15 protein-coding genes, 6 tRNA genes and 1 other RNA gene are annotated in these 23,151 nt (G+C 39.3%); 7 read left to right on the top strand and 15 right to left on the bottom strand.

Annotated features, from left to right (window positions below):
* Positions 1-1,187: alpha/beta hydrolase-fold protein (locus CXF89_RS06080; RefSeq protein ID WP_257983183.1), on the top strand; the 1,187-nt coding region annotated here is incomplete at its 5' end.
* A gap of 268 nt (positions 1,188-1,455) precedes the next feature.
* Here the strand turns inward: CXF89_RS06080 and CXF89_RS06075 are convergent.
* From CXF89_RS06075 to CXF89_RS06060, 4 genes are read right to left on the bottom strand one after another with little or no spacing between them, the layout of a single operon-like run.
* Positions 1,456-2,622 carry an FAD-dependent monooxygenase gene (locus CXF89_RS06075; protein ID WP_121954082.1) on the bottom strand — a complete coding sequence of 389 codons (1,167 nt, stop codon included), beginning with the start codon at positions 2,620-2,622 and terminating at the stop codon, positions 1,456-1,458.
* On the bottom strand, positions 2,619-3,806 hold the full coding sequence (gene ubiH, locus CXF89_RS06070) for a 2-octaprenyl-6-methoxyphenyl hydroxylase (protein ID WP_121954081.1): 1,188 nt from the start codon (positions 3,804-3,806) through the stop codon (positions 2,619-2,621). Before ubiH ends, CXF89_RS06075 begins: the two co-directional genes overlap by 4 nt.
* Positions 3,807-3,821: 15 nt before the next feature.
* Positions 3,822-5,144, bottom strand: a complete 1,323-nt coding sequence (gene pepP / locus CXF89_RS06065; RefSeq protein WP_121954080.1) for a Xaa-Pro aminopeptidase — start codon at positions 5,142-5,144, stop codon at positions 3,822-3,824.
* 30 nt (positions 5,145-5,174) lie between these two features.
* Positions 5,175-5,738: a UPF0149 family protein gene (locus CXF89_RS06060; RefSeq protein ID WP_007587323.1), complete on the bottom strand. Its 564-nt coding sequence runs from the start codon at positions 5,736-5,738 to the stop codon at positions 5,175-5,177.
* A gap of 193 nt (positions 5,739-5,931) precedes the next feature.
* Here CXF89_RS06060 and ssrS point away from each other — a divergent pair.
* Positions 5,932-6,114: non-coding RNA, 6S RNA (ssrS, locus tag CXF89_RS06055), on the top strand.
* A gap of 186 nt (positions 6,115-6,300) precedes the next feature.
* Here ssrS and CXF89_RS06050 read toward each other — a convergent pair.
* The 9 genes from CXF89_RS06050 to CXF89_RS06005 form a co-directional block, all read right to left on the bottom strand.
* Positions 6,301-9,384 carry an efflux RND transporter permease subunit gene (locus CXF89_RS06050; protein WP_007587324.1) on the bottom strand — a complete coding sequence of 1,028 codons (3,084 nt, stop codon included), beginning with the start codon at positions 9,382-9,384 and terminating at the stop codon, positions 6,301-6,303.
* Positions 9,381-10,697: an efflux RND transporter periplasmic adaptor subunit gene (locus CXF89_RS06045; protein ID WP_010554901.1), complete on the bottom strand. Its 1,317-nt coding sequence runs from the start codon at positions 10,695-10,697 to the stop codon at positions 9,381-9,383. The genes CXF89_RS06050 and CXF89_RS06045 overlap by 4 nt, the downstream gene beginning before the upstream one ends.
* A complete protein-coding gene (locus tag CXF89_RS06040; RefSeq protein WP_121954079.1) occupies positions 10,687-12,102 on the bottom strand; it encodes an efflux transporter outer membrane subunit in 1,416 nt (471 codons plus the stop codon). The genes CXF89_RS06045 and CXF89_RS06040 overlap by 11 nt, the downstream gene beginning before the upstream one ends.
* 687 nt (positions 12,103-12,789) lie before the next feature.
* A tRNA-Thr gene (locus CXF89_RS06030) sits at positions 12,790-12,865 on the bottom strand.
* Between the two features lie 102 nt (positions 12,866-12,967).
* Positions 12,968-13,043, bottom strand: a tRNA-Phe gene (locus tag CXF89_RS06025).
* A 55-nt stretch (positions 13,044-13,098) separates the two neighbouring features.
* Positions 13,099-13,174: transfer RNA gene (locus CXF89_RS06020), tRNA-Thr, on the bottom strand.
* A gap of 59 nt (positions 13,175-13,233) precedes the next feature.
* Positions 13,234-13,309: transfer RNA gene (locus CXF89_RS06015), tRNA-Phe, on the bottom strand.
* Between the two features lie 134 nt (positions 13,310-13,443).
* Positions 13,444-13,519: transfer RNA gene (locus CXF89_RS06010), tRNA-Thr, on the bottom strand.
* Between the two features lie 71 nt (positions 13,520-13,590).
* Positions 13,591-13,666, bottom strand: a tRNA-Phe gene (locus tag CXF89_RS06005).
* Positions 13,667-14,006: 340 nt separating this feature from the next.
* Here CXF89_RS06005 and CXF89_RS06000 point away from each other — a divergent pair.
* On the top strand, positions 14,007-16,784 hold the full coding sequence (locus tag CXF89_RS06000; protein WP_121954078.1) for an ATP-binding protein: 2,778 nt from the start codon (positions 14,007-14,009) through the stop codon (positions 16,782-16,784).
* A 52-nt stretch (positions 16,785-16,836) separates the two neighbouring features.
* Here the strand turns inward: CXF89_RS06000 and CXF89_RS05995 are convergent, their stop codons facing one another.
* Both CXF89_RS05995 and mutY read right to left on the bottom strand, forming a co-directional pair.
* The gene (locus tag CXF89_RS05995; RefSeq protein ID WP_024600750.1) at positions 16,837-17,109 is read right to left on the bottom strand and encodes an oxidative damage protection protein; all 273 of its coding nucleotides are present in this window, start codon (positions 17,107-17,109) and stop codon (positions 16,837-16,839) included.
* Positions 17,110-17,144: 35 nt separating this feature from the next.
* Positions 17,145-18,206, bottom strand: coding sequence for an A/G-specific adenine glycosylase (gene mutY, locus CXF89_RS05990; RefSeq protein ID WP_121954077.1), 1,062 nt, complete (start codon positions 18,204-18,206; stop codon positions 17,145-17,147).
* Positions 18,207-18,367: 161 nt separating this feature from the next.
* Between mutY and trmB the strand changes: the two genes are divergently transcribed.
* The 4 genes from trmB (at position 18,368) to arcA (ending at position 23,148) form a co-directional block, all read left to right on the top strand.
* A complete protein-coding gene (gene trmB, locus CXF89_RS05985; protein WP_024600752.1) occupies positions 18,368-19,093 on the top strand; it encodes a tRNA (guanosine(46)-N7)-methyltransferase TrmB in 726 nt (241 codons plus the stop codon).
* Between the two features lie 66 nt (positions 19,094-19,159).
* Positions 19,160-20,185, top strand: a complete 1,026-nt coding sequence (locus CXF89_RS05980) for a methyltransferase (RefSeq protein ID WP_121954076.1) — start codon at positions 19,160-19,162, stop codon at positions 20,183-20,185.
* Positions 20,186-20,336: 151 nt separating this feature from the next.
* On the top strand, positions 20,337-21,941 hold the full coding sequence (locus CXF89_RS05975) for a sensor histidine kinase (protein WP_024600754.1): 1,605 nt from the start codon (positions 20,337-20,339) through the stop codon (positions 21,939-21,941).
* A gap of 490 nt (positions 21,942-22,431) precedes the next feature.
* Positions 22,432-23,148: a two-component system response regulator ArcA gene (arcA, locus tag CXF89_RS05970; RefSeq protein ID WP_002962549.1), complete on the top strand. Its 717-nt coding sequence runs from the start codon at positions 22,432-22,434 to the stop codon at positions 23,146-23,148.
* Positions 23,149-23,151 lie beyond the last annotated feature (3 nt).

Here is a 23,151-nt window from a genome sequence, read left to right as displayed (position 1 = left end):
TATCGCTTGTATTAATACTTACTTTTAGTACACCATTTTTAAGCCACGCAAAAACCAATACAACTGACATAACCGTTGGTAAAAAAGTCATTCTGCAGTCAAAAATACTTAACGAAGACAGACCCATTAAAATTTTCATACCTGACACTGTAAAAGACGATCAGCCGCTTTATGTTATTTATTTACTTGATGGTGTTGAGCACTTTCATACGGTGTCTGGTGTTATTAAATCCCTTGTTGATTACGAGCAGATACCTAACGCAATGCTCGTTGGTATTGATACAACTAACCGTGTTCGCGATTATTTACCCAAAGTAGAAGGCGAGCCTAAAACAGAGTTTCAAACTTTTGTTAAAAACAAATGGCCTGACGCAGGACAAACCGACAAGTTTTTAAAGTTTGTGTCTGATGAACTCATGCCTCATATAAACAGTAATTACTCAACTAACGGCTACAACACCTTAATTGGCCACTCTAATGCAGGTACTTTGGCGCTTTATACTTTAGTTAATCAGCCTGAGTTATTTAATAACTATATAGCTATAAGCCCAAACAGTTGGTGGAGTGATGAGGAATTAAAAAATAATATTATAAAATACACTAAAAACCCTAAAGGCGGTCAATCGTTATTTATTAGTGTAGCAAGCGAAGGAGCACGCTTTTATACAGGCGTATTAAATACTTTGGTAAATTTAGAACAACAAACGCCCTCGCAGCTTAAATGGGAATATAAACATTATCCCGCTTTTACTCATATGGGCACTATACTACCAGCGCTTAGCGATAGCCTAATTCACTTATTTAGCGACCTAATATTTAAGGTTACTGACGAGCACGGAAAGTTTGCTGATGTATCGCTCATTACAGGTTATTACCAAGCACTTAGTGATAAGTACGGGTTTGAGCTTAAAATTCCACAAGATGTATACGTAGAGTTTGCTCATAGCCAGCAAAAGTTTGGTAATACAGCTAAAGCTATTACCACGCTTAAACACTTTACTACCCATTACCCAAATGCAACTTATTCTCACATGCGTTTATCGCAAGGGTACACTGCAGACAAACAGTTTAAAGAAGCCGTTACCAGCATGAAACACGCACTCGAGCTTGCAAAAGAAAACAAAAAAGACCCGCTGTTAATTGATGCGCTCAAAGATATGGTGAATGAAGCACAAAAGAATTTGTAACTGATTTAACGCAAAGCGCTTTTTAACTAACGATAGTAATTACGAGCTACGCTCGTCGCGTCAGCAAGCTAAACGCCTACAGGTAAAATTAAGCTCAGTGTTAAACTTTGCATGTAGACGCCGAACTTGCTCGCGTGAAAAGCGCGGCTTTAAATATATTTAAAACCTTCATAAAAAAAACCGATGTTTAAATTAAACATCGGTTTTTTTAATCAAGCTCATCACTTTACTTTATCTGTTGGGTTTCGCTTCGCTCAACCCAACCTACTTATTTGCCTATCGCTTCTTTGGCGAACAGGTGCTTGATTGGCCCAAGATTATCAACTAATGATAGCCCTACTCCACGAATAAGTTTTTTAACTGGGTTTGCACCTTCAAATAACTCTTTTAGCCCTTGCATCATAGCGATGTGCTTTTGTGCATCGAGCTTACGAGTGCGCTCGTAATCGCGCAGTGTGCGAGTGCTTGCAAACTCCTTACTATCGCTTGTTAAAAGCTCAATTAAATAAGCCGCATCTTTTAGGCCTAGGTTCATACCAAGCCCTGCAAGTGGATGGATTGTATGTGCAGCGTCGCCAATGAGTACCACTTTGCCTGAAACCCATTGCTGGGCGTAGCGCATTTTAAGAGGAAATGCTGCGCGCGCACTTTGCACTTCACACAGGCCGCATTGGCCATCTATGGCAGCCATTACAGCTTTATTAAAAGCGGTGTCGTCCATTGCTAACAATTCATCACAATGATTGGGGCTGGTAGACCACACTATTGAATGGGTGTTGGCATCGCTCAGTGGTAAAAATGCGAGTGGGCCTGTTGGTAAAAACACTTGGCGTGCGGTGTTTGCATGTTGCTCTTTAGTTTTAACTGTCGCGACTAGCGCATGGTGATCGTAATCTTTAAAACTAAGCGCCATATTAAATTGTTTACGTATAGCTGAATTTGCACCATCAGCCGCCACCAGCAGTTTTGCAATAATTGGCTCGCCGCTTTTAAGTGTTATAAATACATCAGATTCGCTTTGATGTATTTGCTGATACTGTGTATCAAACATTAGTGTTGCACTGCTTTGTTGCTCTAGCTCTTTTATAAGCGCAAAGCGGATAATGTCGTTTTCAACAATGTGGCCTAAATGTTCAAGCTCAAGTTGCTCGTTATTAAACGCTATTTTGCCAAAGCTGTCGGCATCACGTACATCCATATGTGTATAAGCGCACGCTCGCTGTGCGATAATTTCGGGCCATACATTTAATTGTTCAAGCAAGGTTTGGCTTGCAATGCTTAACGCACTTACACGCAAACCATATTCATTAGTTGGTAACGCTTGTGTTGGTGCGCCGTCGAGTACAACGACGCTTATATCGGCTTTTGCCAATCCAAGTGCTAGTGTTAGCCCTACACAGCCGCCACCTACAATACAAACCTGTGCTTGCTTCATAAACGCCTACCTTGTTTAACTTGCCCCATTAACTGTTTAGCTAATGGCGCTTTTAATGCGGGAAATAAATCCATCGAAAACAACCCAATACTGCGCCCCAATGCGAGCACTCGCGATGAGTTCGAAAAAAGCCTAACAAGTGCATCGGTTAAACTCATTACGGTTTTTATATCATCACTGCGCTTTTTTGAATATTCACGTGTAAACGCATAGCTGCCTAAATCGTGCTGGCTATCTGCTATTAAATTACTAAGTACTTGTACGTCGCGAAGACCTAAATTAAAACCTTGCCCTGCAATAGGATGAATAGCATGTGCAGCATTACCAATAACCACTGTACGGTGCGCAGTTAAAGACTCAACTTGCCCGTAAACGAGCGGGTAACTCGTGCGCATACCTACTTTAGTAAATTGACCACCGCGATAACCAAACGCGCTTTGCAGGGCACTTAAAAAATCTTGTTCACTGAGTGCCATGTGCTGTTTAACCTGCTCTTGGCGCATACACCACACTAACGAATAACGGTTATTGCTCATGGGTAATAACGCCATAGGCCCGTTTTGTGTAAAGCGCTCAAAGGCATGATTATTATGCCCACCAGCCACTTCTACATTAGCAATAATAGCGCCTTGTTCATAAGGCAGGGTATTAAAACCAAGCCCGAGTAAATTGCGTGTTGGTGATTGTGCGCCATCAGCAATAACCAATAGTGCTGCATTTAATTGCTCGCCGCTTTGTAGGGTGAGTGTATTGCTATGCAGAGTTTTCTCGATGGCAGTTACGCTATCGGGGCACAAAAGCGTAATATTTGACTGCGTTAAACGCAGGTGGAGCGCTCGGCCAAATGGATTTACTTCTACTACGTAACCAAGTGAGGGCTTAGCAAATTCGTCGCAATTAATGTGCGCTTTGCCAAAGTGGCCTCTATCAGACACGCTCACTTTTTTGATTGCTGCGGTGTAAGGGGCATTTTGCTCAAATAAATTGAGGCTTTGTAAATACTCTACCGATTGCTGAGCAAGTGCAATGCTTCTGTCGTCAAAGCTTGGGTGGTAGTCGCCGGTTACTTGATTCGCTTCTACAACGGCAATATTTAACGCGGGATTAGTTTTAGCCACACTTAATGCGCAGCTTGCTCCCGCTAAACCACCGCCAATAATAACTACATCAAACTGCTTAGCCACTTTACTCTCCGAGCTTTATACGTTTTTAGCACTTTGCATAAGTGCTTCTATATCGCTAATTTTTTTAGGTACGCTTAGGGTCAAGTTTTCATGGCCGGTTTCGGTAACTAGCAAGTTATCTTCGATACGAATGCCAATGCCTTTGTATTTTTGCGGTGCGCTTGAGTCTTCGCTTATATAAAGCCCTGGCTCTATAGTGAGTACCATACCCGGCTCAAATGCCCGCTCAGCGTTATTTACTTTGTAATCGCCAACATCATGTACATCTAAACCAAGCCAATGCCCAAGCCCGTGCATGTAATATTCTTTACACGCACCTTTTGCCATTAGCTCGTCAAAGTCGCCAATTAAAATACCTAAATCAAGTAAACCTTGGGTCATTACTTCCATTGCACGTTTATTAGCATACGACATATAACCACCGGGTTTTACCTCATCAAAAGCAACTTTTTGCGCTTTAAGTACAATATTATAAAGCGCGGCTTGCTCTTCGCTAAATTGACCATTTACCGGAAATGTACGCGTTATATCAGCAGCGTAACCTTGTAACTCACAACCGGAGTCTATAAGTACTAGGTCACCACTTTTTAAAACATCGCTATTTTGTGTGTAATGTAAAATATTGGCGTTGTCGCCACTACCAACAATTGTGCCGTACGCAGGATGAGGCGCACCATTCATTGCATAATGATGATGTAGCTCTGCTTCTAGCTGAAACTCTGTGGCACCGGCATGCGAATAACGCATAGCGCGCATGTGCCCTCGCGCACTAATTTCACAGCCTTCTCGCATAACATCTATCTCGCTTGGCGATTTAAACAAACGCATTTCATGAATTAGGCCGCGTATCTCTTTTAAAGTACTCGGTGCTTTGAGGCCTTTTCGTGAGCCACTTCGAAGCGTACCTAGTAACGAAAACACTTTGGTATCAAATGAGGGATAAGCACCTTGTGCAAAATAAATCGCATTTTTTGCATTTAGCATATCGAGTGTCTTATCGTTTAATTCACTTAGCGGATAAGCTTCATCAAACAAGTAGTCACTTTTAGCTTTATCAAAGCCAACTCTGCGGCCATGCCAAATTTCTGCAAGCTTGTCTTTATCTAGGCAAAATAAAGTACTGGGTGCATCGCTGTTATTACAGAGTACAAGTACGGCGTCGGGTTCGTTAAAGCCAGTTAAGTAAAAAAAGTCGCTATCTTGTCTAAATGCATATTCGGTATCGCGGCTGCGCGTCACTTCGCTCGCAGCGGGAATAATAGCAACGCTATTTTCATCCATTTGAGCAAGTAAGCGCTCGCGACGTGCTTTAAATTCTGACTTTTGTACTTCAACCATTATTAACCAACCCGTTTTACTTTTTAAAAGTTAATGAAGTGTTTTTTTAGTACTTTGCGTACTTTGCTCTTTACCAAGCTCTGCAAAACAAAGTAGTGCTGATACACGCACATATTCAATCACTTCGTGCAGCGCTTGGCTGTCTTCTTCGGTTTCTTCAAAAGTAGTATCTAGGCGAGTGATTTCGCTAAAGTCAGTAATAACCTCTTTAACATCACTCGATAGTTTACCGTAGTCTTTTTGCTTTAAACCAAAACCAAGCATAAAACCCGCTACCCATGATACGAGGCCATTAGCCTGATCGATGAGTGTTTCGTCGTCGCTTGGTAAAAATAAATCAAACTGAAATTCATCATCATTAAAGCTCGCGACTACTTGCTTATAAATAGTGCCAAAAAACTGCTTTAAATCGTTACTAAACGATTCACCATCGTTAAACACATCGCTCAAAAGGCCTAAGTATTCTTTGTCGTCAATGGTTAAACCACACGCAAGTAAACCACTAATCACGCCATGCGCTTCGGCAGGTGATACAAATATTTCGTTTTTTTCTAAAAGCAGTTGAGCTTTTTCGTAATCGGGTAAATCGTTCATAATCGAATCTTCGCTTTGCAAGTTAAGGCAATGCTACCACTCGATAAAAAGCAACTCCAATTAATTGTATGATCAAGCTCAAAAACCATGCGATAAAGTAAATGATGAGTTAAAGGTGCGGAAAAACTAAGCGAACGATATAATTTTTTACGTTTGGGGTTTAAGGATTGGATTATGTCTTATATACTTAAATTGTTCCCTGGGGTACCGGAGCTTAGTTAAGTCCCTGAGCCGATAAATTTTATACCAGGGTTTCTGTTCGTCTACTATTGTGCAGGCTCGGCATGTACCGAGAAGTCTACGGTAAACCGCAGATTCCCGCCCTGAAACCTTCTGGTTTCAGGACTGAAACCGAGTACCGTATCTTGGGGAACACCTTTTTAGCAAACCCTCGCCTTTAAAAGGCTTTATCAAAAAAAATTAACCTTCCTGTTTATTCTTATATTTATTTAAATTTTTTATTCACTTATCTTCTATTGTCTAATATTACTTTTTAGCTTATAAAAAAGCCGCAGGTAATTGCTTACCTACAGCTTTAATAATCACGTATTTAAGAGTGAAGTTATTTAAACCAACCTTGAAAACGCTCCATTAGCATGTAGTTTATTGGTACTAACAATAAAGTAATAAAGGTAGCAAAAATAATCCCAAACCCTAAGCTCACCGCCATTGGTATTAAAAACTGTGCCTGAGTCGCTTTTTCAAACAGTAATGGCATTAAGCCAATAAAGGTCGTTAAACTAGTTAGCATTACAGGGCGAAAACGTGATGCACCTGCAATTTTTATAGCATCGAGAACTTTACCACCTTCACTGCGCTTTTTATTAATAAAATCAACGAGTACAAGCGAATCATTTACCACCACCCCGGTTAGCGCAAGCATACCGAGTAAACTCATAATAGTTAAGTCCATTCCCATGATCCAATGCCCTACTACAGCACCTATCATGCCAAATGGAATAACACTCATTACTATGATTGGTTGTAAGTAAGATTTAAGCGGTATTGCTAATAGCGCATAAATAATAAAAAATACAAACACAAGTGCCCAAGCCAACGACCCAAACGACTCTCTTTGCTCTTTAGCCTCACCTTCTAGTTTGTAATCTACTCCAGGATATTGCTGCATTAACCCATCTAAATACTCCGTTAGGTCAGCCTGCAGTATGGTCATGTTGGTATTATTTTTTTCGATATCGGCTGTTACGTTTAATGTGCGGTAACGGTCTATTCGATTAATAGTTGATGGACTTTGCCCAGCAGTAAGTGTTGCCACGTGCGATAAAGGCACTGAGCCTCCATCAGGCGTATTTATAAGTATGTTTTGTAGGTCAGCTACAGAGCGGCGCTCATCTATAGGTAAGCGTACCATTACACGTACGTCATCCCTGCCTCGCTGAATACGTTGTGCTTGCGAGCCAAAAAACGAGTTACGTACTTGTCCTGCTACATTGACTCTATTTAAGCCCAGCGCTAAACCTTGTTGCGTAAGCTCTATTTGTAACTCTTCTTTACCGTCGGACATACTATCGGCAATATCAAATACCGTTGGATAGGTCGATAAACGGGTTTTAATGTGATCAGCCACGTCTTGTAAAATAGTCAACGAAGTGCCGCTAAGCTGAACATCAATGGGGTCTGAACTTCGGCCAATTTCGGCTCTAAACGTTAAACTTTCGGCGCCTGGTATCACACCAATTAAATCGCGCCATTCGCTGGCAAGTTCTCGTGATCCTATGTCTGATTCACGCTTTTCAGCCGGTGTTATTTCAAAGCGTACAGAGCCTGAATTAGATACACCACCACGCCCGCCTGTTGTGGCTAATATATTTAAAATAACGCTTTCGCCAGTATCCGGATCGCGGTACTTTTCTTGTAATTGCTGCGCCTTTTGCGACATGTCAATTACGTATTTATTAGTTACTTCAAACGGTGTACCTGTTGGTAGTGTTAAGTTAACGCGGACTGTTTCGCTTGGTATGCGCGGGAAAAATACAAACTTAGTCCAACCGCTGGTGATCATGGTTAAAATTATAACAAATACACCAATAAACAAGCTTACCGAAGCCAATTTATGGCGCAGTGCTAAATTTAAAGTGGGTTGATAGTATTTTAAAATCGCGTTTTCAAATCCATCTGCAAAACGCTGTTGAATAACATCAAACTTTGAAGGTTCGCCTTTTTCGTGGCGTAGTTTTATATATTTTAAATGTGCTGGTAGTACAAATTTAGATTCAATCAATGAAAACAATAATACCGGAATAACCACTACCGGTATTTGTGCAAACAAGGCACCACGCGCCCCTTCAATAAAGGCCAAAGGTAAAAAGGCAGCAACGGTAGTCAACACACCAAATGTTACTGGTGTTGCTACTTCTTGAGTACCTAAAATTGCGGCCTGCTCGCCCGACGTAGCTGTTTTTAAATGGGTGTAGACGTTTTCACCGGTAACTATGGCGTCATCAACAACAATCCCCAGTACCAATATAAAGCCAAATAAGCTCATAATATTAAGGGTTACGCCAAAAATAGGCATCGCTATAAACGCGCCCATAAACGAAACCGGAATACCAATAAATACCCAAAATGCAATTGCAGGGCGTAAAAACAAAGTAAGTAAAGCCAGTACTAAAATACCGCCTTGTAAAGCATTGGTAGTAAGGGTCGAAATACGACTTTTAACCAGCTCCGAATCATCATCCCAGTAACTTAGTTCAAACCCTTGCGGGAGAGAGCTTTGTTGCTCTTTTATGTAGTTTTTAACATCGTCAGCAACTGTAATCGCACTTTGTGGACCAATTCGATATACGTCGATAAATGCAGCTTGCTTACCATTAAAGCGAGTACGTACTGGTGTTTCTTCAAAATCATCTTTTATAGTCGCTATATCACCTAAGCGAATAATAGTGCCATCGGCTTGGTTTTTAACAACAATGCTGGCAAATTCATCTTTACGATATGCTTGCCCTTTAGAGCTTATAAGTACGTCCCCGCCTTCTGTTTTTAAGTTACCAGCAGAAATATCTGAGCTTGAGTTTGAAATAGCACTCGATATTTGTGCCAAGCTTAAATCGTACTGACGAAGAATATCTTGGCTTACTTCAATGGCTATTTCGTAATCACGAACGCCACTTAGCTCTACCTGCGTTACATTAGGTAAACGTAGGATTTGATCGCGTACTGTTTCTGCGTATTCGCGGGTTTCTTTTTCGCCATAGTCACTCGATACGGTAACCGCGATAACTTCACGAATTCGCTCAGCAAGCGCTACTATCGGCTTTTCAGCATCGGCTGGAAAAGTGTTAATTGCGTCTACACGACTTTTTATATCAGCTAAAAGCTCACGAGGGTCGTAACCGCTTTCCACTTCTATTGTCACAGAGCCAGAACCTTCAGAAGAGCGACTAAATATTTGCTTTATGCCCTCTAAATCTTGTACTGCTTCTTCTATTCGTATAGTTACACCTTGCTCTACATCCTCTGGTGTTGAACCACGCAAACTTACATTTACGCTTATCATGTCAGTTTCGAATGAAGGAAATACCTCAAGCGGTATTTTGCTTGATAAGCTAAAAAGTCCCGACAGTAACAGCGTTACTAGCAATAAGTTAGCAGCAACATGGTTTTTGGCAAACCAAGCGATCATGGCTTATCTCCTTGCTTTGCTGCGCGGCGTTTTTTTAGCTCTTCAACACTAATACCCTGCTCTTTTGCTTTTTGCTCAAGCTGCTCTGGCGTCGGGCGCTTTCCTTTACCTTGCCCATTAGCTCCTCGGCTTTTAGGTTGCTCTGTGCTTTGTTCGCCTAAAATACTTACCTGAGTTCCAGAACTCACTTGCCCTAGTGGAGTAATAACCAGTTTATCATTTGGATTTAATCCCGTTTTTATCATCGCTTGTGTCGCATTTTGCCAAGCAAGTGTAATGTCTTTACGCTTGAGTACACCCTCTTCAACAACATAAACATACGTCCCTTGATAAATAGTACTGTTAGGGATTATAAGTGCGTTAGGAACTGTTTTACCGGTAATTTGCGCCTTTATGTATTGCCCTATTTTTATTGGGTACTGGTTATTAGCCGTTGCTTTATATGGGTCGTTAATTTTAGCAACTACGTAAAGCTGTTGTGCACCTTCATCTATAGCACCTTCGGTACGCGCTAGCTGCCCTTGCCACGTTTGCTCACCCACTAAGTCAGAGGTAAATTTAACAATTGAACCTGCTTGATTTTTGGCGCCATCACGATATTGCTCTGGTAAATTTACGAACGGAAGATCTTTATTTTTAATCGGTAAACGAATCTCTACGCTATCGATTGCGTAAATAGTGGCAAGCTGGGTATTGTTAGTAACAACTTGCCCCAAATCAACACTACGGCTAAGTATACGACCCGCATATGGCGCGGTTACTTTAGTGCGCTCTAAATCAAGCATGGCTTTTTCAAGTACTGCTTGCGCCGATAAAACTTCTGCTTCGGCTGCTGCAAGTTGTGGTTCACGCAGTACTAAGCTGCTTGCCTGATTTGAGCCGCCAAGGCGTTTCCAATCAGTAATAGCTTGTTGTCCACGCGCTTTTTCTTCTAATAAGCCTTGCTCTGCCGTTAATAAATTGGCTTGAGCAGATTTAACTTCAGCTTGATGATCTCTATCGTCTAGCTTTAAAAGTACGTCGCCCTTTTCAAAAAAGCCGCCTTCTCTAAAGTCATCACTTACTTCAATTATTTGCCCAGATGCCTGAGCAACTAATAAACTTTGTGTACGTGGTTTTACCGTACCGTAGCTATCAATCATCACTTGGTAATTTTGTGGTTTAAGCTCAAGCGCAGCCACGCTTATTGATGCTTTAGGAGGTGAGCCAAAGCGTTTAGCCTCTGGCGGATTACCTTTAATAAACATAACAATTAAAATAGTGGCAATAATAACCACCGCTGGAATAATAATTTTTGCTGTTTTAGTTTTCATCATTATTGCTCTTTAGTTCACTTGAGGGCTTTGCAAAATCACCACCAAGGGCAACGTGTAAGTTAATTCTGTTAGCTATTAATTGGTTTTTAATGTCGATTAAGGAGCTTTGTGCATCGAAAGACCTATCTTGTGCGTCAAGCACCGTAGTGTAAGTTACCAAGCCACTTTGATATTGCTCAAACGACAACTGCTCTGCTGCAAGTGCGTTTTCTTGCGCCTCAAGGGTGCTGCTATATTGTGATTTAAGAGACTGCTGCTGTGAAATCGCATTCTCTACATCACCAAATGCATCGTAAAGCGTTTGCAAATAAAGTTGCTCTTGCTTTTGAGTATTAAGGCGCGCTATTTCTTCATTCGCTTTTAAGCGTCCGCCCTCAAAAAGTGGTGCTGAAATACTACCTAATAACGACCATGCAAGGCTTGATGGAGAAAACAAGTCGCTTACTCTGTCGGTGCTATCACTTAGTGAAGCTGTTAAATCTAAACTTGGAAAGCGTTGTTTGTGCGCATACGCCAATGAAGCGTCGGTGGCTAAAAGATCATACCAACTTGCTCGCAGCGTAGGTTTACGTGTTATAAGTTCAGAAGGTAAGCCTAGTGGAATATCGGTATTAATAACGGGTAAGTCGCTACTAGCAGTAATGGCACCTTTTGGGTATTCACCCAGTAAACGCTCAAGTACACGTGCTGAAGCCGATAGGTTCGCCGTTTGAGTGGCAATGCGAGCGCGTTCAGTATTGAGCTCATTACGGGCTAAATATACATCGAGTGCTTCGTTTATACCTTGGCGATAGCCAGACTCGATAATATCAAGGCTCTGCTGTGCATTGGCTTCGCGACGTTTAAATAAATCGAGTAATTGTTGCGATGTAACAACATCAAACCAGCCTGTTACCACATCAGCAACGAGTTGCTGTTTAGCTTGCTCAAACCGTGCCTGTTGCGCTAAATAGTTAAGATTAGCTTCGCGCTTTGAATCTGAAAGCTTACCCCATAAATCAACCTCGTAAGTTAAGTTTAAACTAACTGAACTTGCGTTGTCGTAGCTCACTGGGCGGTTGTCTTTACTACGGCTAGTACGCGTTGATAAATCGAGGCTAGGCCAAAGCGCAGCGCCCGATACTATAAGCTGTTGTTTTTGAATTTCTACATCGTAACTAGTTTGTAAAAGCTGTTGGTTGTTTTTAAGTGCTTGTTGTACAAATTTGTTAAGCGTAGGGTTTTGTAGTTGTGTAAGCCATTGCTCTTGTACTTTTAATACCGAGCTTGATGCTTCTTGCTGCCATTGCTGTGGCATATTATTAGGCGCTTGCATGCGCTGCGACGAGTTAAAATCACTCGCACAGCCGCTAAGCAGCATCACACTAATTGCCAATAGGGTTGGCTTGCATTGCCAAATCATAATTAAACCTAAATTACTGCTATTTATGAACGTAATTCAAGCACTTTGGCAACTTTTGCTCAACCTACTTTACATAACATTACATAGCTAGCGATGAACTAACATAATAGCCAGTTATACGGTAAAAATGAGCAAATGATCAGCAATTTTTAATAATAAAAAATTAACTTTTTGTAGTGTGTCTAAGAGATTATACCAATTCGCTTAATTAAGTGATCTATTTTGAGGTAAGAAAATCGTGTCGATAACAAGGCAAAAATTTCGTTATTTAGTTGCTCTATATCAGAAATTTTTAACGCAGTTAGCGTCAGGTTTAATCCCTAAAATTGATTAAGTCTTATTGCGGATTGGTATTAGACATATAGAAACAGAAAAGCCCCGCTATAAGCGAGGCTTTTGAATAAATGGTGCCGACTAACCGAGTCGAACGGATAACTTATACAGACTACTGATTACAAGTCAGTTGCTTTGCTCTTAACTATGGGTATTTTTAATTCTCAAGTTGAAAACAAAAAAGCCCCGCTATAAGCGAGGCTTTTAAATAAATGGTGCCGACTAACCTAATCGAACGGATAACTTATACAGACTACTGATTACAAGTCAGTTGCTTTGCTCTTAACTATGGGTATTTTTAATTCTCAAGTTGAAAACAAAAAAGCCTCGCTATAAGCGAGGCTTTTAAATAAATGGTGCCGACTAACCGAGTCGAACGGTTGACCTACTGATTACAAGTCAGTTGCTCTACCAGCTGAGCTAAGTCGGCACACAAAACTGTGTGCTAAGGCACGTTCAATTTTAAAGATTGAGAACTTTTATAAAGCACTTAAAATAAAAAAACCTTGCATAAGCAAGGCTTCTCAATAAATGGTGCCTCGACGCGGAATCGAACCACGGACACGAGGATTTTCAATCCTCTGCTCTACCGACTGAGCTATCGAGGCACATAAACTGTGCTAACTAAAAATAAAATAATTATTTAACTTTTAGCTTTATAAATGGTGCCGACTAACCGAGTCGAACGGTTGACCTACTGATTACAAGTCAGTTGCTCTACCAGCTGAGCTAAGTCGGCACACAAAACTGTGTGCTAAGGCACTTTATCAATTTTAAAGATTGATAACTTTTAATAAATGGTGCCTCGACGCGGAATCGAACCACGGACACGAGGATTTTCAATCCTCTGCTCTACCGACTGAGCTATCGAGGCACATAAACTGTGCTAACTAAAAGTAAAATAATTATTTAACTTTTAGCTTTATAAATGGTGCCGACTAACCGAGTCGACGGGTAATTTGAACAGACTACTGATTACAGCTTTCTTTTCAAACTACTTTAAATAAATGGTGCCGACTAACCGAGTCGAACGGTTGACCTACTGATTACAAGTCAGTTGCTCTACCAGCTGAGCTAAGTCGGCACACAAAACTGTGTGCTAAGGCACGCGTAATAATGTTTAAACTGTTGATTAAACACCACTACTTTAATAAATGGTGCCTCGACCCGGAATCGAACCAGGGACACGAGGATTTTCAATCCTCTGCTCTACCAACTGAGCTATCGAGGCACTTAAACAGTGCTAATTAAAAATCTAAAGGATTTTTAATGCAATTCCCACTCATCTCTACCGACTGAGCTATCTGGGCGTGCGGCGTATTAAACGAGTTTTGCCCTTACAAGTCAACTTTTTTTTTATTCTTTATAACTGTTTGAACGGTTTTCAGACAACTCAGCACGTTTTTTATTAATAACGTTCATTTTTACCACAAATCGGACTATAACTATAAATAAATATAACTAAATCAGACTAAAACCGTAGTGAATTATTTTTTGTAAATGTTACGATTAACTTAGATACGTACGATAGGGACTTATCGTAGTAAAAACACATCAATTGGAAACAATCAATGCAGAGTAAATTCTCATCGCCAGTAAAAGGCTTACTGCCACTTTTTTTAATCATTAATATTGCTGTAACAGCGCTCGCTATTGTTGCCCACTCATTTTATACACAAGCTGAAGTTAAGACAGCCCAACCAGCATCATCTGTTAATATCGTAACGCTTGCCGATAGATTAGACTTACCAATGGTCGATGCATTAACTATGTATGGTCAAGGTAAAGTAAAACAGTTACTTGATTTAACGGCTTTATTAGATGATAACTTTGAATATACTTTATATCGTTTCAATCCAGCATCTGCCACTCAGTTGGTGTATAGCAGCAGTAAGCCTGCTATAGCCTCTATTGAAGCAGAAAAGCATTTAGTAGAGCAAGGCATTCTTCACCACTTACTATTGTTAAACGATCAACCCATTGGTGAGCTTATTATTAAGCAAAACCTACCACCCACTCCTTTGAGCGCTCAAGATTCTCAAGTCATTGCTTATATTATTGCGATAGCAAGTGTTGCTACATTATTCATACTTACTTTAATGTTTAATATGTACATCAATACGCGCTTGCGTAAAAGTACTGACACTCTTACTCAAGAGTTACAGACAATCACTGAAGATGCTAATTACAATAGTAATGTTGATGAACAACTTGATATTGGTTTAGGTGTAGTAGCAAAAAACATCAACTTATTGCTACAAAAAGTACAAACTGCAATGAGCGAGAATGACGCAGCCCAAAAAGAGCTTTATAAATTACAAAATGGTCTAGAGGCCGAAGTACAAAATCGTACTTTAGCGCTTGAGCAAGCAACACTAAAAGCAGAGCGAGCAAGCGAGACTAAAACAACGTTTTTAGCAACCATGAGTCATGAGATTAGAACGCCAATGAATGGTGTTATAGGTACTATTGATTTACTTCGCCAAACCGAACTTGATGGCGCTCAGCATCGCTTAAGTACAATTATTCGTGAATCAGCGTTCTCGTTATTGAGTATTTTGGATGATATTTTAGATTTCTCTAAAATTGAGGCTGGAAAGCTAAATATTGACCCTATCCCCTTTTCAGTAACCGATACCATAGAAGAAGTTGCTCGTGTGCTCTCATCTGTTGCTAAAAAACGTGAGCTTGATTTAGAGCTAGCAATAGCACCAGATATTCCTATAAATCTTACCGGTGATAGCGTACGTGTACGTCAGGTTCTTTATAACCTGTGTAGCAACGCAATTAAATTTACGAGCACTGATGAAAGAACCCAAGGTCATGTAAAAATATCAGTAGAGGTGGTGCATAACACAACTGATCACTTTACCTTACGCTTTTGCGTAACTGATAACGGTAAAGGCATGTCGCAGGCACAACTACGCGAAATATTTAATCCGTTTATTCAAGCCGAAAATTCAATTACCCGAGAATATGGAGGGACAGGTTTAGGTCTTTCTATTTGTAAAAGCTTAACTGAGCTTATGCTAGGGACTATTCATGTAACTAGCCATACAGGAATTGGCAGTGAGTTTACTGTTGAACTGCCGTTTAGCACATCGGGTAGAATTAAGTACGCACACAAAGGTGCATTAAATGGTAAGCAAATTGTTGTAGTTAGTAATCACCTAGAACGTGAAAAAACAATGTACCGTTATTTATCGTTTATGGGCGCTAAAATAGTTTATGCACACACAGAAGAAGAAATTGAAGAGCATCAACATTCGCAAGATATTATTTGGGTGGCTGATGGCATAGACAATATGGATAAAACAAACGCGCTGCTAAGACGCTTATTTTATTCATTAGAGGATTATAACCAACAAGTTGTTGTACTAAGCAAGCTTGATGAAGCGGCTATAAATCATAATAATATTTTTTATATTAATGCCTCTCCTCTATGTAAGTCTAACTTTATGCTGTCTATTTTAGTAGCTGCAGGTTTGCATACACCTAAACAAATTAAAAAAACCAAAACACTTAATAATTATTTAAATGTTGAGCAGGCTCGTCAATCAAACAAATTGGTTTTACTTGTTGAAGATAACCTTTTAAACCAACAAGTGCTAACCGATCAATTACACATACTAGGTTTTGGCGTTGAGATAGCAAACAACGGTGAAGAAGGCTTAGATATGTGGAGAAAAGGTGATTACTCACTTATTTTAACCGACTTACACATGCCTAAAATGTCGGGTTACGATATGGTCGAAAAAATCCGTAACGAAGCAGAGTTATTAGAATCAATTGATGCGCAGCCTTACATTATTGCTGTAACAGCAAACGCACTTAAAGGCGAAAAAGAGCGTTGTTTAGCCGTAGGTATAAACGACTTCATTACCAAACCTATAGAGCTAAACGCGTTAGAGGACACTTTAAAACGCTGGAGCGATAAGCAAAGCCAAAACCCAAATGTAGTTATCCATCAAACCATGGCGCTACCTATTGATATGGAAGCAGTTGCTAAATATGTAAATGGTGACGAAGCTAAACAGTTACGCTTTTTCAAAATGTATTTAGAACAAAGCCAAGGGCTAATTAAGGGGATTAATTCAGGCGTTATGGTTAACGATTTAGATGAGATTATTGAAGGGTGTCATCAATTAAAATCGATATCCAAAACAATTGGTGCCCAAACGGTGGCAGAACTTTCAAGTGCATTTGAAGATAAATGTAAAAAAGGTGAACTCACTACCGATGAATTAATAGACTTAAGAGATAAGTTAGAAATTGAATACTCTAAGGCAGCTCAATTTTTAAAAGAACAAATTAAAATTTCTGAGCAAGAAGATGAGTTAAGTGATTAAATAACCGCACACAAAAAAAGGGCTATTTAGCCCTTTTTTTATGTTTAAAATATTATTTTTCAGGCGGTCGATAACCTTCAATTTCCACATCTTTATTTTCAAACAAAAAGCCAACCATTTGCTCTTCTAAAAATGTGCGGTGCTCTGGGTCCATCATATTTAAATGCTTTTCGTTAATAAGCATTGTTTGCTTATGCTGCCACTGACCCCACGCTTCTTTAGAGATGTTATTAAAAATCTTTTCACCAATTTCACCAGGGTATAACTGAAAGCCAAGCCCTTCGGCTTCTTTTTGTAACTTTTGACAAAATACTGTACGTGCCATGATTGATTCTCTCTAACGCTAAATATGGGACTATTCTATACTATTGCTGTAATTTGTTTAACCAACTTTTTAGTTGGCGCTGCTAGGCCAACCTCTATTGATTGATCAAGCGGATACCACACTAATTGTTTGTCATTTACTACATCAGGAATTTTCTTAACATTGAGTACATGCGGATTAATCTTCAGCTCAAAATGTGAAAACACATGAATAAATGCTTCAAGCTCTACTAAGTCGGCTTCTAATCCTTGCTGAGCTAAAAACGTTTGAAGCTCCTCGTACTCATTAAATTCAAAAAAGCCAAATAGTCCTCCCCAAATACCGCTGTTAGGGCGTTTTTCCATAAGCACTTTATCGCCGCACTGAACAATTAACTGATGACAACTCTTCTTTGGCACTGCTTTTTTAGGTTTAGAATGTGGAAACTCTTTTACTTTACCTGCATTAAAGGCACCACAACCTGAATTTAATGGGCAAGCCTCGCAATCAAAGCGACTGCGTGAGCAAACACTCGCTCCTAAATCCATCATAGCTTGATTAAATTCGGTGACATTATTTTTAGGTGTTAATTGCTCTGATAAATGCCAAAGTTGGTTTTCGACTTTTTTAACACCGTACCAACCTTCTATCATAAAGTAGCGCGCTAAGACTCGCTTAACATTCCCATCTAAAATTGGATGATGCTGTCCAAGCGACAATGATAAAACAGCCCCGGCAGTAGAGCGCCCTATTCCCGGTAAATCCATTACTTCATCAAGCGTTTGCGGAAATTCGCCTTGGTACTTGTCACGTACTATTTTAGCTGTTTTATGTAAGTTACGCGCACGAGCGTAATACCCTAAGCCGGTCCAGTGATGCAGTACTAAATCTTCATCAGCATCAGCTAAAGCAATAATATCTGGAAAGCTTTGCATAAATTTTTCAAAATATGGGATAACAGTAATAACTTGAGTTTGCTGGAGCATCACCTCAGACACCCACACTTTATAAGGTGTTTTACCCAACTGCCATGGAAGTGTTTTACGCCCATGAAGGTGATACCAATCAACGACTTGATTAGAAAACGAATTAGACTGTTCTTTATTTAAATCCAACATATTGTACTTTTACTGATGCTCAATGGCGGCTCAGTCTATTGTAGTTAATAAAAAGATCAAGCTATAGGGCGTGTAAAACCAGCTAATACTTGTGATTGCGGGCTCGGTCAGGGATAATATGCAACCATTTTTAAACACATTGTTTTTGTCAGGCCAATAATATGAGTGAATCAAGCAACACTAACCTTGAGCAAGCTAAGCAAGAAGGTAAATACATCCGCACCATTCGCAGTTTTGTAAAACGCGAAGGTCGATTAACTAAAGGCCAAGCCGCTGCAATCGAAAAATGCTGGCCAACAATGGGCCTAGAGCATAAAAACGGTATGCTTGATTTAAGCGAAGTTTTTGGCAATAACAACGATGTAGTAGTAGAAATTGGTTTTGGTATGGGTAAATCGCTTGTCGAAATGGCAACAAATGCCCCTCACCTAAACTTTATTGGTATTGAAGTACACCGCCCAGGCGTTGGTGCTTGTTTAATGGATGCCGATGAAGCAGGCATTACTAACTTACGTGTTTTTGAACACGATGCAGTTGAAGTACTTGCAGATTGTATACCTAATGAAAGCTTAACAACTCTACAATTGTTTTTCCCTGATCCTTGGCATAAAAAGCGCCATCACAAACGCCGTATTGTACAAACTGAGTTTGTTGAAAAACTAAGAGCCCAACTTAAAATGGGGGGCGTTTTTCATATGGCAACAGATTGGGAAAACTATGCAGAGCATATGCTTGAAGTAATGAATGTAGCTCCTGGTTTTAAAAACCAATCAGAAACTAACGATTATGTTCCACGTCCAGATTTGCGTCCGCTTACTAAGTTTGAGCAGCGCGGACATCGCCTAGGTCATGGCGTGTGGGATTTAATGTTTGAACGTACTGAGTAATTTGTAACTTTAAGCATTCACTTTTATTTTTGATAAAACTAAACATACTGTAAGGCAAAGCCATTTATGAGCGTACTAACCAACCCAAGTTTACTGTTACTTCGTAATAGCGAGGCACTAACGGGCAAATCTATCTTGGTGGTCAACTTTGTTCAAGATGGCTTTTTAACAGAGCTTAAAAAACTTAACCCGCAAAGCAAGGTAACTGCATTTAGCTACAACCATGCTAACGGTGAGTTTGCTAAAAACACCAAAGACGTTGAGGTTTGTGTAAATCACACAATACCTGGTAACGGCTACGATTTAGTTATTCTTTACTATCCTAAATCAAAACCTGAGTTATTAATGGCGCTTGATAATATTAGATCTGCTATTACTGACGATGCCGAACTATTGGTGGTAGGTGAAAACAAAAGTGGTGTTAAATCAATTGAAAAGCAATTAGCTGGTAAAGCTGAGTTTAGTAACAAAATTGATTCAGCTAAGCACTGCGTTCTTTACTCATTTGCTGAGATTACCCAGCATCCTGACTTTGATATTACGACCTACCATAAAAAGTTTGTTGTTAATGTTGCCGACACCGAGTTTACAGCTATTAGTGTCCCAGGGGTGTTTAATCACGGTAGTTTAGATATGGGAACGAAAGTTCTACTCGAAAACGCACCGACAATTAAGCAAGGTAGGGTTCTCGACTTTGGCTGTGGCGCAGGTTTAATAGCAACCTTTTTAGGGCTGCATAATCCAGCACTTGAGTTTGTGTGTAGTGATGTAAGTGCACTGGCAACTTACGCAACACAGCAAACTCTAAAGCTTAACAGCATCAAAGGCGAAGCGATATTAAGTGACGGCCTTAAAAGCATTACCGGTAAGTTTGATTTAATTATTAGCAATCCACCTTTTCATACAGGTATTGCAACCGACTACACAGTAGCAGAGACATTTTTAGCAAATGCAAAACAGCATTTAACTAAAATAGGAAAGCTGAATATTGTTGCTAATAGCTTTTTAAAATACCCGCCTATTTTAGAAACGCAATTTGAAAGCTACCAAACGGTATTTAAAAATAACAAGTTTGCCGTATATAGCAGCTAATATTATTTTTTAAAACGCTTGAGTCCAACTGTACTCAAGCTAACCTTCGTATAAATATAAGAATTAATTTAGCTTTTTTCCTTCATTTTCTCCTGTCTTTGCTAAACTAAAATTCTAAATAATTAAAATTAACTCAGGCGATAATGAAATAATGCCTAAAAAAGTTCATCAAAGTAGCATTCGTAAAGCGCTCATTAACTTAATTATGCTTATTACAGCTATTTGCTTGTCGCTATCTATTTCGATCTCTACGTATTTAAGCGTAAAAGAGCAAAAGCAATTAATCATTAATAAACTCGTCATACTTTCTGAAATTGTAGCTTTTGATGCTGGTAAATCAGTAGCTGAAGATGATAGAAAAACAGAAGAAAAACGCCTCAAGTCATTTGAAAACATCCCTCTTGTCAAAAACATACATATTTATTCAATAGAAAAAGCATCAAAAAAACCTGTTTTTTTTATTAGTTTCAATGCAAAAAAAACGCCTCCAGTACCGCTAAGAATAGACAGTGTTGATGAACTAAAAACACCACGAATTACGAGCGATAATATTGAACTAACCCGCCCTATTTACGATAACGAACAGTTGGTCGGTTATGTATACATGCGAGGAAGTCTGGAAAGTTTAGAAACTTATATTGAAAGGAAAATATTAATAGATGTGCTATTAACGCTATTAATTTTGGTAGTTGTTTACTTTATTGCTATAAAAGTTCAAAGACGTATAGCTAAGCCAATAGAACAGCTAAGCATGCTATTGCAGGATGTATCTAAAAATCATAACTATGATGCACGCGCGCCAGGAACCGATGTAAAAGAAATAACCGCTCTTTCAAATAGTTTAAATATCATGCTTGCACGTACCAAAAAGCAGCTTGAGCGCCACGAAAAAGATAAACAAGAAATAAAACAGCTCAACCAAAGTCTTGAAGAAAAAGTAAGTCAACGAACTATTGCTCTCAGAGAGGCAAATCAAGAGCTATTATCAACCCTTGAGCGAATGCACCAGTATCAAACACAAATTGTTGAAAACGAAAAAATGGCGTCTTTAGGGCAAATGGTGGCAGGTGTTGCCCATGAAGTGAATACACCAATAGGGCTTGGTATTACAGGTTCTACATTACTACGAGATAAGCTAGCAGATATACAACAAAGCTTTAATGATAAAAAACTAACCTCTAACCACTTAAAACGATTTATAGATGAAGGTATTGAAAACTTAGACTTAATTTATCGTAACTTAAATCGTGCCGCTGACCTTATTTCTAATTTTAAAAAAGTCGCCGTTATTCAAGACGACGGTGTTAATACCTACATTAATGTGCATAAATTAATTAGCGATGTTTTAATATCAATACAATCTGAGTTACTGCCTAAAAAGCCTGTCGTTATCATTAACTGCCCGATCGATTTGGCCATTCATAGTAAGTCCGAACCTCTACAGCAGGTGTTTCAGCAGTTACTTATGAACTCTGTAATCCATGGATTTATAGGTAAAGAAAATAATGAAATTCGCTTTGATGTAGAACTGGTAGGGAAAAAATTAACAATCGTTTATTCTGACAATGGTCAAGGCGTTGATAAAAATATTAAAAATAGAATTTTTGACCCTTTTGTAACTTCAAAGCGAGGACAAGGCGCAAGCGGCCTAGGGATGCACTTAGTATACAACTTAGTAACACAGGCTCTCGGCGGAAGAGTTATGTTTGATCTTGAAGAAAAACACGGTGCTCGCTTTATAATTACTATTCCTTAAATAAAGATCACTAAAAAGTACATATATTTAAAATTTATCCTTGAATTCGCATTTAATGACCTCATTAATGAGGCATGTGATAAGCGTGTAATACTATTTAATTACATTAAATAAATATTACTAAGCGATTTATGAACTTTTTTATCTTTGCTGTATCACATACATTGATGAAAGGTTAGAAAGTGATATAGTTTTGCTTTGAATTAGTCTGATTATTTTAAGTACCTTGTTTGATTGAATGATGTATCAATTATTAAAGGAAAATGGCTTCGACTTTATGATTCAAATAGCTACATCCACGTATATATCAATTAAACAGTAGTTTTTGCACTGCCCTTTTTAGTAGACTTTGGACACCCTACTGTTTTATTTTTATCCAATTTGTTTTTTCCTTGTTAACAAATGGGTATAATCCTATAATCTCTAGTAATCGGTTATAAATTCGTCACCGGTTTTTTATAAATAAAATATTCCAAAAGGTTAATTAATAATGCAAACGCCAGTCATTCTAATCGTAGAAGATGAAGACGTAACTCGACTGAACCTAGTTAGTTTATTTGAAGCTGAAGGGTACAAAGTTATTGAAGCCATTGATGGCGATGATATGCATGACAAGCTTACAAATAACGATGACGTTAATCTTGTAGTTATGGATATCAACCTTCCTGGTAAAAACGGTCTTATTTTAGCCCGTGAATTACGCCAAAAGCGTAAAGTGGGTCTTATATTCCTAACAGGTCGTGACAATGATGTTGACCGTATTTTAGGTCTTGAAATTGGCGCAGATGACTACGTTACTAAGCCATTCAACCCACGTGAATTAACTATTAGAGCTCGCAACCTTATTACTCGCACTGCTTTAGGCGGTGAAGAGTCAGCACTAGAAACAAATGGTGTTATTACATTTAACGGCTGGGAACTTGATGAAAATAGCCGTTGTCTTACTTCTCCAAATGGCGACGCTAAGCGTTTACCAAAAGGTGAGTACAGAGCACTTCGTTTAATGCTTGATTCTCCAGGTCGTATCTTTAGCCGTGAGCAATTAATTAAACACATGACAGGACGTGAGCTTCGTGCAAATGACCGTACTGTTGATGTTACTATTCGTCGCATTCGTAAGCATTTTGAAAGTGATAACTCAACGTCAGAGTTAATCAGCACCATCCATGGTGAAGGTTACCGTTTCATTGGTAAAATTGACGCTTAATTA

The sequence above is a fragment of the Pseudoalteromonas sp. MelDa3 genome, from assembly GCF_002863625.1.
Lineage (GTDB): Bacteria > Pseudomonadota > Gammaproteobacteria > Enterobacterales > Alteromonadaceae > Pseudoalteromonas > Pseudoalteromonas arctica.
This window is presented reverse-complemented; position numbering and strand designations above follow the sequence as displayed.